The sequence below is a fragment of the Janibacter melonis genome, assembly GCF_020567375.1.
In the GTDB taxonomy this organism is placed as follows: Bacteria; Actinomycetota; Actinomycetes; order Actinomycetales; family Dermatophilaceae; genus Marihabitans; species Marihabitans melonis.
This window is the reverse complement of sequence record NZ_JAJBZM010000001.1, coordinates 301,132-316,284: the sequence shown is the minus strand read 5'-3', so window position 1 is coordinate 316,284 and position 15,153 is coordinate 301,132. Positions and strand designations below refer to the sequence as shown.

At 74.3% G+C, this 15,153-nt stretch carries 13 protein-coding genes and 1 tRNA gene; 5 read left to right on the top strand and 9 right to left on the bottom strand.

Annotated features, from left to right (window positions below):
• Positions 1 to 15: 15 nt before the first annotated feature.
• The 3 genes from cmk (at position 16) to LIV55_RS01475 (ending at position 2,512) form a co-directional block, all read left to right on the top strand.
• Entirely contained in the window at positions 16 to 708 is a 693-nt protein-coding gene (cmk, locus tag LIV55_RS01485; protein ID WP_123091815.1) for a (d)CMP kinase, read from the top strand.
• 51 nt (positions 709 to 759) lie between these two features.
• Positions 760 to 2,307, top strand: a complete 1,548-nt coding sequence (der, locus tag LIV55_RS01480; protein ID WP_123091814.1) for a ribosome biogenesis GTPase Der — start codon at positions 760 to 762, stop codon at positions 2,305 to 2,307.
• 131 nt (positions 2,308 to 2,438) lie between these two features.
• Positions 2,439 to 2,512 (top strand) — tRNA-Pro (locus LIV55_RS01475).
• Between the two features lie 75 nt (positions 2,513 to 2,587).
• Here LIV55_RS01475 and LIV55_RS01470 read toward each other — a convergent pair.
• A complete protein-coding gene (locus LIV55_RS01470) occupies positions 2,588 to 3,760 on the bottom strand; it encodes an MFS transporter (RefSeq protein WP_229298962.1) in 1,173 nt (390 codons plus the stop codon).
• 98 nt (positions 3,761 to 3,858) lie between these two features.
• On the opposite strand from LIV55_RS01470, the gene LIV55_RS01465 reads away from it, so the two are divergent.
• Together LIV55_RS01465 and LIV55_RS01460 are read left to right on the top strand one after the other, a co-directional pair.
• Positions 3,859 to 4,431 (top strand): TetR/AcrR family transcriptional regulator, encoded by a 573-nt coding sequence (locus LIV55_RS01465; protein WP_229298961.1) that lies wholly within the window; start codon positions 3,859 to 3,861, stop codon positions 4,429 to 4,431.
• Positions 4,432 to 4,524: 93 nt separating this feature from the next.
• Positions 4,525 to 5,271 carry a sulfite exporter TauE/SafE family protein gene (locus LIV55_RS01460; protein ID WP_229298960.1) on the top strand — a complete coding sequence of 249 codons (747 nt, stop codon included), beginning with the start codon at positions 4,525 to 4,527 and terminating at the stop codon, positions 5,269 to 5,271.
• 12 nt (positions 5,272 to 5,283) lie between these two features.
• Here LIV55_RS01460 and LIV55_RS01455 read toward each other — a convergent pair whose 3' ends face one another.
• The 8 genes from LIV55_RS01455 to LIV55_RS01420 form a co-directional block, all read right to left on the bottom strand.
• The gene (locus LIV55_RS01455; RefSeq protein WP_123091810.1) at positions 5,284 to 6,876 is read right to left on the bottom strand and encodes an SLC13 family permease; all 1,593 of its coding nucleotides are present in this window, start codon (positions 6,874 to 6,876) and stop codon (positions 5,284 to 5,286) included.
• A gap of 11 nt (positions 6,877 to 6,887) precedes the next feature.
• Positions 6,888 to 7,136, bottom strand: coding sequence for a DUF3775 domain-containing protein (locus LIV55_RS01450; RefSeq protein ID WP_123091809.1), 249 nt, complete (start codon positions 7,134 to 7,136; stop codon positions 6,888 to 6,890).
• A gap of 102 nt (positions 7,137 to 7,238) precedes the next feature.
• Positions 7,239 to 7,928, bottom strand: coding sequence for a response regulator (locus LIV55_RS01445; RefSeq protein WP_068275672.1), 690 nt, complete (start codon positions 7,926 to 7,928; stop codon positions 7,239 to 7,241).
• Entirely contained in the window at positions 7,925 to 10,420 is a 2,496-nt protein-coding gene (locus LIV55_RS01440) for a DUF4118 domain-containing protein (RefSeq protein ID WP_229298959.1), read from the bottom strand. The genes LIV55_RS01445 and LIV55_RS01440 overlap by 4 nt, the downstream gene beginning before the upstream one ends.
• Before the next feature lies 1 nt (position 10,421).
• Complete coding sequence (gene kdpC, locus LIV55_RS01435; RefSeq protein WP_191563690.1) at positions 10,422 to 11,036, bottom strand: potassium-transporting ATPase subunit KdpC; 615 nt, start codon at positions 11,034 to 11,036, stop codon at positions 10,422 to 10,424.
• Between the two features lie 17 nt (positions 11,037 to 11,053).
• Positions 11,054 to 13,204, bottom strand: a complete 2,151-nt coding sequence (gene kdpB, locus LIV55_RS01430) for a potassium-transporting ATPase subunit KdpB (RefSeq protein ID WP_229298958.1) — start codon at positions 13,202 to 13,204, stop codon at positions 11,054 to 11,056.
• Positions 13,204 to 14,871 carry a potassium-transporting ATPase subunit KdpA gene (kdpA, locus tag LIV55_RS01425; RefSeq protein ID WP_229298957.1) on the bottom strand — a complete coding sequence of 556 codons (1,668 nt, stop codon included), beginning with the start codon at positions 14,869 to 14,871 and terminating at the stop codon, positions 13,204 to 13,206. Before kdpA ends, kdpB begins: the two co-directional genes overlap by 1 nt.
• Positions 14,871 to 14,960, bottom strand: a complete 90-nt coding sequence (locus LIV55_RS01420) for a potassium-transporting ATPase subunit F (protein WP_068275687.1) — start codon at positions 14,958 to 14,960, stop codon at positions 14,871 to 14,873. Before LIV55_RS01420 ends, kdpA begins: the two co-directional genes overlap by 1 nt.
• Positions 14,961 to 15,153: the final 193 nt, after the last annotated feature.

Genomic DNA, 15,153 nt, shown 5'->3' with positions numbered 1-15,153 from the left:
CTAGGATCGACACCCATGAGCGCCCCCTTCGTCGTCGCCGTCGACGGTCCCTCCGGGTCCGGCAAGTCCAGCGTCTCCCGGGCCGTCGCCGCCCACCTCGGGGGCGGCTACCTCGACACCGGGGCGATGTACCGCGCCCTCACGTGGTGGTGCCTCGAGTCCGGGGTCGACCTCACCGACCTCGACGCCGTCGCCGCGGCCGCACGGGACCTGCCGCTCGCGATGAGCGCCGACCCGGCCGAGCCCGGGGTCCTCGTCGGCGACGAGGACGTCACCGAGGCGATCCGTACCTCGCAGATCAGCGCGCAGGTCTCTGCCGTCGCCACCAACCCCGGGGTCCGCGTCGCCCTCCAGGAGCAGCAGCGCGATCTCATCACCGTCATCGGCGACGAGCAGGGCAGCGTCGTCGCCGAGGGGCGTGACGTGACGACCGTCGTCGCCCCCGACGCCGACGTGCGTCTGCTCCTCACCGCGAGCGAGGAGGCCCGACTGCGCCGGCGCACCGTCGAGCTGCACGGCGGCGCCGACGAGCAGACGCTGGAGGCGACCCGCGACGAGGTCGTGCGTCGTGACCGCGACGACTCGACGGTCTCGCAGTTCCTCGTCGCCGCCGACGGGGTGCTCACGCTCGACACCTCCGAGATGACCTTCGAGGAGAGCGTGGCGGCCGCCATCGCCGCCGTCGACGCGGTGCGTCCCGCGGGCTGACCGGGCACCGACGCGCCCGAGGGGACCGCCGAGGTCCGCGGGGCTGCGACAATGGGGGTGGACACGCGCCGACCCGGCCGGTCCGCCCCCTTCGCCTCGACCCGCCAGGAGAGACCCGTGGACAGCCAGAGCCCGAAGCCCGCCGACCTCGGCGCCGCCGACGACGAGGGCGTCGAGCGCGTGCTGCGTGCGGGGCTCGAGGACTTCGAGCTCACGCCCGAGGACCAGGCGCTCGTCGACGGATTCCAGGAGCAGCCCGACGAGCTCTACGAGGGCGAGCTGCCCGTCGTCGCGATCGTCGGCCGCCCGAACGTCGGCAAGTCGACCCTCGTCAACCGCATCCTGCGCCGCCGCGAGGCCGTCGTCGAGGACGTGCCCGGCGTCACCCGCGACCGGGTCGCCTACGAGGGCGAGTGGTCCGGGCGCCGCTTCACGATGATCGACACCGGCGGCTGGGAGGCCACCGCCACGGGCATCCACCTCAAGGTCGCCGAGCAGGCCGAGGTCGCCATCGACATGGCCGACGTCGTCCTCTTCGTCGTCGACGCGACCGTCGGCGCGACCGACGACGACGAGGCCGTCGTGCGCCTGCTGCGCCGCGCCGGCAAGCCCGTCGTCCTCGTCGCCAACAAGGTCGACGACATGCGCATGGAGGGCGAGGCGGCCGCGCTGTGGAACCTCGGCCTCGGTCAGCCCTGGCCCGTCTCCGCCCTGCACGGCCGCGGCAGCGGTGACGCCCTCGACGCCGTCCTCGAGGTGCTCCCGGACCGCTCGATGGTCGCCGAGCCGATGCCGGTCGGCGGTCCCCGGCGCGTCGCCCTCGTCGGCCGCCCGAACGTCGGCAAGTCCTCGCTGCTCAACAAGCTCGCCGGCGAGGAGCGCGTCGTCGTCGACAACGTCGCGGGCACGACCCGCGACCCGGTCGACGAGCTCGTCGAGCTCGGCGGGCGCACCTGGCGCTTCGTCGACACCGCCGGCATCCGACGCCGCGTCCACCAGACGAAGGGCGCCGACTTCTACGCCTCGCTGCGCACGCAGACCGCGCTCGAGAAGGCCGAGGTCGCCGTCGTGCTCATCGACGCCGAGGAGGCCATCGCCGAGCAGGACCTGCGCGTCATCAGCCAGGTCGTCGAGACCGGCCGAGCCCTCGTCATCGCCTACAACAAGTGGGACCTGCTCGACGAGGAGCGGCGCTACTACCTCGAGCGCGAGATCGAGCGCGAGCTCGTCCAGGTGCAGTGGGCGCCGCGCGTCAACCTCTCGGCGCGCACCGGCCGCCACGTCGACAAGCTCGTGCCGGCCCTCGACGTCGCGCTGACGTCGTGGGACACCCGCGTGCCGACCGGTCGGCTCAACGCCGTCATGGGCGAGATCGTCTCCGGGCACCCGCACCCGGTGCGCGGGGGCAAGCAGCCCCGCATCCTCTTCGCGACGCAGGCCTCGACCCGTCCGCCGCGCTTCGTCGTCTTCGCGTCCGGCTTCATCGAGGCCGGGTACCGCCGCTTCCTCGAGCGCCGGCTGCGCGAGGAGTTCGGCTTCGAGGGCACGCCCGTCGAGATCTCCGTGCGGGTGCGCGAGCGTCGTCGTCGCGAGCGCTGAGCCGGTCCGCGGCCCCCGTCGTCTCGGGCGAAGGGGGCCGGCCCGCGGCCCGACCCGGGCCGATTACGAAGACGCGGGACGGCTGAGTTAGAGTGACTTCGCTCCGGCGACGGGGCGGCTTCACAGCACACCGGGATGTGGCGCAGCTTGGTAGCGCACTTGACTGGGGGTCAAGGGGTCGCAGGTTCAAATCCTGTCATCCCGACGGCGTGCAGAGCACGAGACGAGGCCCGGTGGACCACATGGTCCACCGGGCCTCGTCGTGTCCCCGGGCGCGATCTCAGGACGTCCGCGGCGGCGCGAGGGCGCCGATGAGCCCGACCCCGGCGGCCACGAGGACGGCGGTGCGCAGCCCCGTGCCCGAGGCGAGCGCGCCGAGGGCGAGCGAGCCGGCCGCCTGGCCGAGCGCGAGCACGAGGAAGGCGATGCCGACGCCCGCGGACGGCTCGTCGGAGTACACCCGAGTGCCGCCCAGGAGGAGCAGGCCGGACATCGCGATGTAGGAGCCCCCGAAGACGGCGGCGGCGGGGTGGGTGAGTGCGGGCGTGCCGGGGGCGAGCGCGAGGACGGCGGTGGCGCCCGCCAGCGCGACCGTCGTCGTGGTCCACGCCCTCGCCGGGCCCAGCCGGGCCTCGAGGTCGCCGGCGGCCGCGCCGAGCACCCCGAGGACGCCGAGCAGCACCCAGGCGAGACGGGCGGTCGTCGGGCCCGTGCCGCCCTCAGTCACGAGGAGGTCGAGCCCGAAGGCCCACACCGCCGCGCTCGCCAGGCCCATGACGGCAGCGCCGAGGAGCAGTCGTCCGGCCCCGACCGGCAGGAGCGGGCGGGGGAGGAGGGAGGGCACCGACGCGCCGTCGTCGCGCGCCGGCGGGACGACCCGGGCCGCCCAGAAGGTCGTCGCCGCGGCGAGGAGGGCGAAGACCGCCCACGCAGCCCGCCAGCTGTCCTGCGCGACGAGCGCGACGGGGCCGGCCACGGCGACACCCAGCCCCGTGCCGGCGTTGACGACCGCCTGCGTGCGATCGCGCCGCGCCGCGCGGACGGTGCGGGCGACGGCGTGGGCCAGCGGGGGAGAGGCGACGCCCGTGCTCGCGCCGGCGAGCAGCACCCCGGCGCCGAGGACCGCCGAGGTCGGGGCCAGCGCGACGAGTGCCGTCCCAGCCGTGGCGACCGTCCCGGCGGCCACGGCCACCCTGCGGGCACCGAGGCGCGGGGTGAGCACCGTCGCGGCGACCACGGCGAGGCAGTACGCGACGTAGGAGCCGGACGCGACGGCTCCGGTGGCCGTGGGTCCGAGGTCGAAGTCCTCGCGGAAGGCCGGCACGAAGAGCCCGTAGGCGAAGCGGGCCAACCCGTAGCAGACCCCGACGAGGCACATCCCCACCGCCGCGAGCCGGATCGCCGACGGGGCATCGGGCGCGGTGCGGTGCGCCTCGTCGGTGGGTGACTTCACAGATCGGTGAACCATTGCCCCGACGCTACACCGGTCTGTGAGATGGTGGTGCGGAGGAGAGGACGGTCGGCTGGCCGTCGAGCGACGAAGGGGGAGCGATGCCACCCACGACGAGCGCGGGCGCGGATCTCACACCGGGTGCCCGCCGGATCCTCGAGACCGCCTCCGAGCTCTTCTACCGGCGCGGGATCCACGCCGTCGGGGTCGACACGATCGCCGCGGAGTCAGGCGTCACCAAGCGCACCCTCTACGACCGATTCGGGTCCAAGGACGCGCTCGTCGTCGCCTACCTCCGGGGTCGCCACGAGCAGTGGTGGGGGCGCCTGCAGGAGCGGCTGGCCGATGCCGACGCCCCCCGGGTGCTCGCCGTCGTCGAGGCCTACGCGCACGACCCGCTCCCGGTTGACCGCGGCTGCGGGTTCCTCAACGCCGCGGCCGAGCTTCCCACAAACCACGCCGGTCTCGACGTCGTGCGCGAGCACAAGCGGGCCGTGCGCGACCTCCTCGAGCGGCTGCTGCGCGAGGACGGCCTCGGCGGGGACGACCCGGCCGGTCTGGCCGAGCACGTCTTCCTCCTGCTCGAAGGGGGAGTGGCTCACCGCGGGGTGGACCCGCGGGTGCAGGAGCGGGCCGGCGAGCTCGTCCGCGCCCTCGTCGAGCCCGCCGGCTGAGTGCACCGGCTGCGTCCACCGGCTGAGTCCGCCGCCTGAGTCCGCCGGCCCCCGCGTCCCTGGCGTCGGCGCACCGGCTGCGAGGATCGCCCGATGACCGCCGCCGTGCTCGCTGCGATGTGCGCCGCCGTGATCGCCGGCGCCGCGCTGCAACGGATCTCCGGCATGGGCCTGGGGCTCGTGGTCGCCCCGAGCCTGACCCTGCTCGTCGGGCCGGCGGTCGGGGTCACCCTGAGCAACGTCGTCGCCGTCGTCACCGCGGTGCTCGTCCTCGTCGCGATGCGTGGTGACGTCGACTGGCGGCGATGGGGTCGGCTGGCCCCGCTCGTCGTCGTCGGGTCGTGCGTCGGGGCAGCCGCCGTCGGTGCCTTCCGCGAGGCCTGGCTCGACGTCGTCGTCGGCTCGAGCGTGCTGCTCGCGATGGCCGCCAGCGCGGTGCTCGCACGGCGACGTCGTCTCGACGGGCCCGGGGCAGGCGTGGCGGCCGGGCTGGCCGCCGGCTTCATGAACACGACCTCCGGTGTCGCCGGCCCGGCGATGACCGCCTACGCGCTCGCGACGAGGTGGGAGCAGCGATCCTTCGCCGCGACCCTCCAGCCGGTCTACCTCGCCGCCAACGCGACCTCCCTCCTCGTCAAGGCGAGCTCCGGCGCGGTTCCGCTGGGCGCCCTGCCCTCCGTCTGGGTGTGCGGGCTCGTCGTGGCCGCGGCACCGGTCGGGGTGGTCCTCGGCCGGGTGCTCGCCGCACGGGTCCCCGCCACGGCGGCCCGACGGCTGGCCGTCGGGGTCGCCGCAGCGGGAGGGGCGCTCGCCTGCCTGAGAGGCCTGCTCGCCCTGTGACCCCCCTCGGGCCTAGATCGTGATCCCGAGGAACCAGGTGAAGAGGGTGTAGGTGAAGCCCGTGACGAGGACGATCGCGATGAGGTTGAGCCAGAGCCCGCCCTTGATCATCGACCCGATCGTCACGTAGCCGCTGCCGTAGGCCACGGCGTTGGGCGGTGTCGCCACCGGCAGCATGAAGGCGCAGGTGGCCGACAGCGCGACCGGCACGGCGAGCAGCATCGGGTCCAGGCCGGTGCCCAGGGCGATGCCACCCGCCACCGGGAGGAAGGTGGCGGCCGTCGCCGTGTTGCTCGTGATCTCGGTGAGGAAGAGGATCGCGGTGGTCACCAGGGCGACGAGGAGCAGCGTCGGGATCCACCCGAGACCGCCGGCCTGCTGGCCGATCCACTCCGTCAGGCCGCTGGAGCTGAACTGCCCGGAGAGCGCCAGGCCCCCGCCGAAGAGCAGCAGGACGCCCCAGGGCAGCTCGAGCGCGCTCTCCCAGTCGAGCAGCCGGACCCCGGGCTCGGCCCCGGCCGGCAGGACGAAGAGCAGCAGCCCGACGACCATGGCGATGCCGGCGTCGCTGATCGGTGCGGACTCGGCGCCGAGCCAGTCGGAGACGAGCGGCACGAAGACCCAGGACAGGGCGGCGAGGACGAAGATCACGGTCACCCGGATCTCGCCGCGCGACATCGGCCCGAGGGCCTCGAGCTCGTCCCGGATGAGCTCTCGACCGCCCGGGATGTCGTCGATCTCGGGACGGAAGAAGACCTTCGTCAGCAGCACCCAGGTGATGGTGAGGAAGATGACCGCGAGCGGGAGCCCCGCGAGCATCCACTGGCCGAAGCCGATGGAGATGTCGTGGGCGTCCTCGAGGTAGCCGACGAGCAGGGTGTTCGGCGGCGTGCCGATGATCGTCGCGAGCGACCCGATGGACGCGGCGTAGGCGATGCCGAGCACGAGCGCGGTGCCGAAGGGGCTGCTGCGCACCGCCGCGCCGTCCTCGCCCGGGTCCTCGACGTCGTCGGAGAGCGTGGCGACGAGGGCGAGCACGGAGACGCCGATGGGCAGCATCATCACCGCGGTCGCGGTGTTCGACACCCACATCGACAGGAAGCCGGTGGCGATCATGAAGCCGGCGACGACCATCGCAGGGCGGGTGCCCATGAGCGACACCGTGCGCAGCGCGATGCGACGGTGGAGGTTCCAGCGCTGCATCGCCAGCGCGAGCAGGAAGCCGCCCATGAAGAGGAAGATGATGTTGTTGCCGTACGACGCCCCGACGTCGTCGACCGAGACGTCGCTCCCGAGCGTGGGGAAGACGACGAGGGGCAGCAGGGCCGTCGCCGGGATGGGGATCGCCTCGGTCATCCACCACACGCCCATGACGACGGCGACCGCGGCCGTGAGACGCGCCGGGTGGCCCGCGTCCCCGGGGATCGCCAGGTAGACGAGCAGCCCGAGCGCGACACCGGCACCCAGGCCCACCCACTGCCGACGTCGGCGGCCCTGTGGCACCCCTTCGGCTCTCTCGCCCGCCGATCTCTGCTCGATCTCAGCGCTCCGGTCGTGGGTCGTCACCGGTCCGCCGTGCCCGGCCTCGTCGCTCGGGTGCGTCATCGGGGGCCTCCTCAGCGCGGCGTGGCGGCGCGCACGGTCGGGGGACCGGCGCTCTCGTCGGTGCTCAGGGCGTCGATCTCGGCGACGAGCCGCTCGAGCTCTGCGGGCTCGACCTCGACCTGCGCCTCGTCGAGGCCCTCGCGCAGCTTGTCGGCGATCTTCGTCTCGCCGGCGCTGTAGTCCCAGGAGGTCGCGGTGTCCACGGCGTTCTGGGCGGCCTCGCGTGCGGCGTCGAGCTCTTCCGCGCTGTACTCACTCACGTCTGTCTCCTTCGGGTCGGGTGCCCCGGTGGCCCCGGGGCTGCCGACCTTACGGTCGCGCGGCGGCGCAGCGGGGCGTCAGGGGGGACCCCGGACCCGTGCTCAGCCGTCGAGCTCGAGGCGGTACCCCATGCCGGCCTCGGTGAGCAGGTGGCGCGGGTGCGCGGGGTCGGGCTCGAGCTTCTTGCGCAGCTGCGAGACGTACAGGCGCAGGTATCCGGTGTCGGCGACGTGCTCGCTGCCCCAGATGCTCGTCAGCAGGGTCTGCCGGGTGACGAGGCGGCCGGGGTTGCGCACGAGGATCTCGAGGACCTGCCACTCGGTGGGGGTGAGGCGGACGTGCTGACGGCCGCCCTCCCCTTCGCGTACGACGCTGCGGGCCGCGAGGTCGACCGTCACCTCGCCGAGGCGCACCGCCGGGGTCTCGGCGGCCTGGGGGACGCGCCGGGTGAGGGCGCGCACCCGGGCGAGCAGCTCGTCGACGGCGAAGGGCTTGGTGACGTAGTCGTCGGCGCCCGCGTCGAGCGCCTCGACCTTGTCGGCCGAGCCGGCCCGGCCGGAGACGACGAGGATCGGGGCCTGCGACCAGCCCCGGATGGCGTGGATGACCTCGACGCCGTCGAGCCGGGGCATCCCGAGGTCGAGCAGGACGAGGTCGGGCTGCTGGTCGACGGCCGCGGCGACCGCCTGGGCGCCGTCGAGCGCGGTGACGACGTCGTACCCCTTCGCCGTGAGGGTGATACGCAGCGCGCGCAGGATCTGCGGGTCGTCGTCGGCGACGAGGATCTTCACCGGGCCTCCTGCGAGGGGTCGTGGACGGGGAGCGAGACGACCATGGTGAGGCCTCCGCCGGGCGTGTCCTCCGGCGTGAGCCGGCCGTGCATGCCCTCGACGAAGCCGCGCGAGAGCGCCAGACCGAGCCCGAGACCCGTCGTGTTGTCGGTGTCGCCGAGCCGCTGGAAGGGCAGGAAGACCTCGTCGCGCCGGTCCTGCGCGATGCCCGGGCCGCGGTCGGCGACGCGGATCTCCAGCCGCCCGCCGAAGGTGCTCGTCGATACGAGCACGGGCTCGTCCGGCGGTGAGTGCCGCACCGCGTTGGTGAGGAGGTTGACGACGACCCGCTGGAGGAGCACCGGGTCGGCGAGCACCTCGACCTCGTCGTGGGCGAGCGCGAGTCGCACCTGCGCGGGGCCGAGGCCGAGCTCGTCGAGCGCCGGCGCGATCGCCTCGGCCGGGTCGGTCGGCGTCGTCGCGATGGTGAGCACGCCCGAGCTGAGCCGGCTGACGTCGAGCAGGTCGGACATGAGGGCCGAAAGCGCGGCCAGGCTCTCCTCGGCGGTGTCGAGCAGCTCGCGGCGGTCCTCCTCGCGCAGGTCCGGCCCCGCCGCCCGCACCCCGCCGACCGCGGCGGTGGCCGCCGCGAGCGGGCGGCGCAGGTCGTGGCTGAGGGCCGACAGCAGGGCGCCGCGGACCCGGTCCGAGGCGGCGATGGGCTCGATCTCGCGGGCGGTCTCGGTGAGGCGCTGGTGCTCGAGGGCCGCGGTGAGCTGGGCGGCGACGACGCCGAGCAGGCGGCGCTCGCTCGCGGCCACCTCGCCGGTGAGCTCGAGGGTCGTGCCCGGCGCGAGGTCGAGGGTGCTCACGGGCGCGGAGCCGGCGAGGTCGACCTCTCCGGCGCTCGCGAGCACCTCCTCGCCCGCGAGGACCCGGGCCCCGCGCAGGTGGAGCGCCTCGCGGGTCTGGTCGACGAGGGCCTGGACCGCGTCGTCGCCGCGCACGACGCTGCCGGCGACGGTCTGGACGAGCTCGGACTCCGCCGCCGCCCGTCGCGCCGTGCGCGAGCGTCGGGCGGCGCGGTCGACGACGACGCTCACGAGCGCCGCGATGGTCACGTAGAGGAGCAGCGCGAGGAGGTGCAGCGGGTCGGCGATCGTCACCGTGTAGAGCGGGTCGATGAAGAAGAAGTCGAGCGTGACCGCCGAGAGCACCGCGGCGAAGAGCGCGGGCCACAGCCCTCCGACGAGCGCGACGACGACGACGAGCAGCTGGTAGCTGAGGACGTCGCTCGTGATCGACTCCGGGCTGCGCAGCGCGACGAGCAGCCAGGTGAGCAGCGGGCCGCCCAGGAGCGCGAGGAGCATCCCGAGGGCCCGTCGGCGCAGGCTGAGCGCGCCCCCGACCGGCGGCAGCGCGAAGCGACCACCTGCCGCCGAGTGCGTGACGATGTGGACGTCGATGTCGCCGGACTCGCGCACCACCGTCGCGCCGATGCCCGGGCCGGTGAGCGCAGCGGCGAGCCGGCCCCGGCGGCTCACCCCGATGACGAGCTGGGTGGCGTCGACCGACCGGGCGAAGTCGACGAGCGCAGCCGGCACGTCGTCGCCCACGACCTGGTGGTAGCTGCCGCCGAGCTGCTCGACGAGGGCCCGCTGCTGCACGAGCGCCGCGGGGTCCGGGGCCCGCAGCCCGTCCTGGGCCGTGACGTGGACCGCGTGCAGCCCCCCGCCGGACGACCGTGCGGCGATCCGTGCACCGCGTCGCAGGAGCGTCTCGCCCTCCGGCCCTCCGGTGAGCGCGACGACGACGCGCTCGCGGGCCTGCCAGGTCGCGTCGATGTCGTGCTCGTCGCGGTAGCGGCGCAGCGCCTCGTCGACCTCGTCGGCCAGCCACAGCAGGGCGAGCTCGCGCAGCGCGATGAGGTTGCCGAGCCGGAAGTAGTTCGACAGCGCGGCGTCCACCCGCTCGGCCGGGTAGACGACCCCGCCGAGGAGCCGGTCGCGCAGCGCCTGCGGGGCGAGGTCGACGACCTCGACCTGGTCGGCCCGGCGCAAGAAGGCGTCGGGCGTCGTCTCGGACTGCGGCACGCCGGTGATCTGCTCGACGACGTCGTGGAGCGACTCGATGTGCTGGATGTTCACCGTCGTGATGACGTCGACCCCGGCGTCGAGCAGGGCGTCGACGTCCTGCCAGCGCTTCGCGTGGTGCGAGCCCGGGGCGTTCGTGTGCGCGAGCTCGTCGACGAGGGCGACCTGGGGGGCGCGGGCGAGCACCCCCTCGAGATCCATCTCGGCGAGCTCGAGCCCCCGGTGGGTGACGAGGGTGCGCGGCACGACCTCGAGGCCCTCGACCATCGCGGCGGTCGCCGCGCGTCCGTGCGTCTCGACGAGCCCGACGACGACGTCGCGCCCGTCGGCGCGCAGCCGGCGCCCCTCCTCGAGCATCGTGCACGTCTTGCCGACGCCGGGGGCGGCGCCGAGCAGCACCCGCAGCCGTCCCCGGGTCATCTCACTCCTCCAGCTCGTCGAGGGACAGGTTAAGCGCGAGCACGTCGACGGCGGGGTCGCCGAGATATCCGAGGTCGCGCCCGCGGGTGTGCTCGGCGACGAGCCGGCGCACCTCGGCCTGCGGCAGACCGCGCTCGCGCGCCACCCGCGGGACCTGGATCTGCGCGTACCGAGGGCTGATGTGCGGGTCGAGGCCCGAGGCGGACGCGGTGACGGCGTCGGCCGGGACGGCCGAGGGCGACACCCCTTCGCGCTCGGCGACCTCCGCACGCCGCTCGCGGATCGTCGCGACGAGACCCGGGTCCTGTGGCCCGAGGTTGGAGCCGCCGGAGGCTCTCCCGTCGTAGCCGTCACCGGCGGCCGACGGCCGCGACTGGAAGTACCCGGGCAGGGCGACGCCCCTCGCGTCGGTGAAGGACTGGCCGAGCAGGGAGGAGCCGACGACACGGCCGTCGCGGTCGTGCACGAGCGAGCCGTCGGCGCGGCCGGGCACGACGAGCTGGGCGGCCGCGGTGACGGCGCCGGTGTAGCCCAGGCCGAGGACGAGGGTGAGCAGGAGCAGGGCGCGGGTCGCGACCCACAGGGTGCGGGCGGTGCCGCGGGCGAGGAGGGGCATGAGGGGTTCCTTGGGTCTCAGAAGCCGGGCAGGAGGCGGACGAGCTGGTCGACGAGCCAGATGCCGACGAAGGGGGTGAAGACCCCGCCGATCCCGTAGACGGCGAGGTTGCGGCCGAGGACCTCGGCCGCGGGACGCGGTCGGTAGCGCACCCCGCGCAGGGCGAGGGGCACGAGCGCGACGATGACGACGGCGTTGAAGATCACCGCGGAGAGCACGGCGGAGGCGGGGGAGTGCAGGTGCAGGACGTCAAGTGCCTCGAGGCCGGGGAAGACCCCGGCGAACATCGCCGGGATGATCGCGAAGTACTTCGCGACGTCGTTGGCGATCGAGAAGGTCGTCAGGGCACCGCGGGTGAGGAGCAGCTGCTTGCCGATGGCGACGATCTCGATGAGCTTCGTTGGGTCGGAGTCGAGGTCGACCATGTTGCCGGCCTCCTTGGCCGCCGACGTGCCCGACGCCATGGCCACGCCGACGTCGGCCTGCGCGAGCGCGGGCGCGTCGTTCGTGCCGTCCCCCGTCATCGCGACGAGCTGGCCGCCCTCCTGCTCTCGGCGGATGTAGGCGAGCTTGTCCTCGGGCGTGGCCTCGGCGAGCACGTCGTCGACGCCCGCCTCGGCCGCGATCGCGGCGGCGGTGAGGGGGTTGTCGCCGGTGATCATCACCGTGCGGATGCCCATCGCCCGCAGCTCGGCGAAGCGCTCCACGAGGCCGTCCTTGACGACGTCCTTGAGGTGCACCACCCCGAGGACGCGGCCCGCACCCTGGGGCGCGAGGGTCGCGACGACGAGGGGTGTCCCGCCCGATCCCGAGATCCGCTCGACGTGGGCGTCGAGCTCGGCCCGTGCCGGCCCGACCGGGGCGGAGCCGGCCGCGTCGAGCCAGGCGAGGACCGCGCTCGCCGCGCCCTTGCGCACCTGGGTGCCGTCGGGCAGGTCCAGCCCCGACATGCGGGTCTGCGCCGTGAAGGGGACGACCTCGCCGCCGGGGACGAGGGCGGGGTCGACCCCGTCCGCGCGGGCGAGGTCGAGGATCGACGCGCCCTCGGGGGTCGGGTCGCCGCCGGAGGAGAGCACCGCGGCCTCGACGAGCGCTCCGGGCGGCACGCCGTCGAGCGCGACGAAGGCGCTCGCGCGGCGGTTGCCGTAGGTGATGGTGCCGGTCTTGTCCAGGAGCAGGGTCGTCACGTCGCCCGCTGCCTCGACGGCCCGCCCGCTCATCGCGAGGACCCCGCGCTGGACGAGCCGGTCCATGCCGGCGATGCCGATCGCCGACAGCAGCCCGCCGATGGTCGTCGGGATGAGGCAGACGAGCAGGGCGACGAGCACGGCGACGCTGGCCGGCTCGGCGACGAGGGAGGCGACGGGGTTGAGCGTCAGCACGACGACGACGAAGACGATCGACAGCGAGGCGAGGAGGATGTTCAGCGCGATCTCGTTCGGCGTGCGCTGACGTGAGGAGCCCTCGACGAGCGCGATCATCCGGTCGACGAAGGTCTCGCCCGGGCGCGAGGTGATCTGCACGACGACCCGGTCGGACAGCACGCGCGTGCCCCCGGTCACCGCGGACCGGTCGCCGCCGGACTCGCGCACGACCGGCGCCGACTCGCCGGTGATCGCCGACTCGTCGACGCTGGCGATGCCGTGGATGACGTCGCCATCACCGGGCACGAGCTCGCCGGCGCTCACGACGACGACGTCGCCGACGGTGAGGTCGGCCGAGGACACCTCGCGGGTGGCGGTGCGCTCGGCCCCGGGGTCGGCCGGGTGGTAGCCGGTGACGAGGTGGGCCGTCGTGCTCGTGCGGGTGGCCCGCAGCGAGTCCGCCTGGGCCTTGCCGCGGCCCTCCGCGACCGACTCGGCGAGCCCGGCGAAGAGAACGGTGAGCCACAGCCACAGGGCGACGAGTGCCGCGAAGGACCCGGGCATCGACGAGCCGCCGGAGCTGGCCGGTCCGCCGGTGAGCGGCTCGACGACCGCGGTGAGGGTCGTCAGCGCGGCACCGACCCATACGACGAGGATGACCGGCGTGTGCCACAGCGTCCGCGGGTCGAGCCGGCGCACCGCGCCGGGCAGGGCGGCGCGCAGCTGGGCCGGGGTGAGGGTGCGCCGAGGGGCGGGCCGTGCCGCGGGGGCGGCCGGGGCGGGGGTGCGGGTCGTGGTGGACATCAGAGCAGTCCTTCTGCGAGGGGCCCGAGGGTGAGGACGGGGAAGAAGACGAGGGCGGTGACGAGCACCGCCGTGCCGACGAGCAGTCCGACGAAGAGCGGCCGGTGCGTCGGCAGGGTGCCCGCGGTCGCCGGGACGGGGCGCTGCGCGCCGAGGGAGCCGGCGAGGGCGAGGACGAGGACGACCGGCACGAAGCGGCCGAGCAGCATCGCGACGCCGAGGGCGCCGGTGAGCCACGGCGTGCTCGCCGTGAGCCCGGCGAAGGCGGAGCCGTTGTTGTTCGCCGCCGAGGCGTAGGCGTAGACGAGCTCGGAGAGCCCGTGCGGGCCGCTGTTGGCCATCGACGCCGTGACGCTCTCGCGCGCGGCGGGGATGGCCAGGCTGAGGGCGAGACCGCCGAGGACGAGCACCGGCATGACGAGGATGTACAGGCTCGCCAGCGTCATCTCGCGCGGCCCGATCTTCTTGCCGAGGTACTCCGGCGTGCGCCCGACGAGCAGCCCGGCGACGAAGACGGCGATGACGGCGACGACGAGCATCCCGTACAGCCCCGACCCGACGCCGCCCGGCGCGATCTCGCCGAGGAGCATGTTGACCATCGGCACCATGCCGCCGAGCGCGGTGTAGCTGTCGTGCATCGAGCTCACCGCACCGGTCGAGGTGAGCGTCGTCGAGCCCGCGTAGAGGACCGACTGGGCGAGCCCGAAGCGCACCTCCTTGCCCTCCATCGGGGCGCCGGCCAGCTGCGGAGCGGCGCCGCGACCGCTCAGCTCGAGGTAGCCCAGGGCGCAGATCGAGACGGCGAAGAGGGTGGCCATCGCGGCGAGGATCGCGCGCCCCTGGCGCACGTCCCCGACCATCCGCCCGAAGGCGCGCGGCAACGAGAAGGGGATGAGCAGGATCATGAGGGCCTGCAGCATCGAGACCCAGCCGCTGGGGTTCTCGAAGGGGTGGGCCGAGTTCGCGTTGTAGTACCCACCGCCGTTGGTGCCGAGGAGCTTGATCGCCTCCTGCGAGGCGACCGGGCCGCCGGGGACGGACTGCGTGCCCCCGACCAGCGTCGTCACGTCGGTGTAGCCCGCGAGGTTCTGCACCACCCCGCCGGCGACGAGGACGAGGGCCCCGACGACGGCCAGCGGGAGCAGCACCCGCAGGCAGGAGCGCACGAGGTCGACCCAGAAGTTGCCGACGGTGCTGGCCCGGTCGCCGGCCAGGCCGCGCACGAGCGCGACCGCGACGGCGATGCCCGTGGCGGCGGAGACGAAGTTCTGCACGACGAGGCCGAGCAGCTGGACCGTCGGCGAGAGCGTCTCGCCCGAGTAGGCCTGCCAGTTCGTGTTCGTCACGAAGGAGATCGCCGTGCTCATCGCGACGGCGGGGTCGAGGGTCGTCGCCCCCTGCGAGAGCGGCAGCCACTGCTGCGAGCGCAGCAGCAGGTGCAGGCCGAGGACCCCGACGAGCGAGAAGGCGAGGACGGCGCGCAGGTAGGCCTGCCAGGTCTGCCCCTGCCGGGGGTCGACGCCGAGGACCCGGTAGACCGCCCGCTCGACGCGCCAGTCGTGCTCGCTCGTGTACGTGCGGGCGAGGTGGTCGCCGACGGGGCGGTGGAGGAGGCCGAGGACGACGACGAGGGTCGCGACGGAGGCGAGGAGGAGCCAGCCCTGCATCAGAAGCGCTCCGGTGCGAGCAGGGCGAGCAGGAGGTAGCCGAGCGCGGCGACCCCGAGCACGACGGCGAGCAGCTCGACGACGATCACAGCCGCTCCACCGCCCGGGCGAGCAGGCCCACGAGGGCGAAGAGGGCGACCGCGGCCGCCAGGTAGATGAGGTCGAGCACCGTGAGGACTCCGATGGCGAAGGGAGACCGCTCGCCGGGGGCGGGCGGGCGCCGGTCGGGCGCACCTGCGATGCAACGCCTGCGGGCCGCCCCCGCGCGCCCGTCCTCACGAC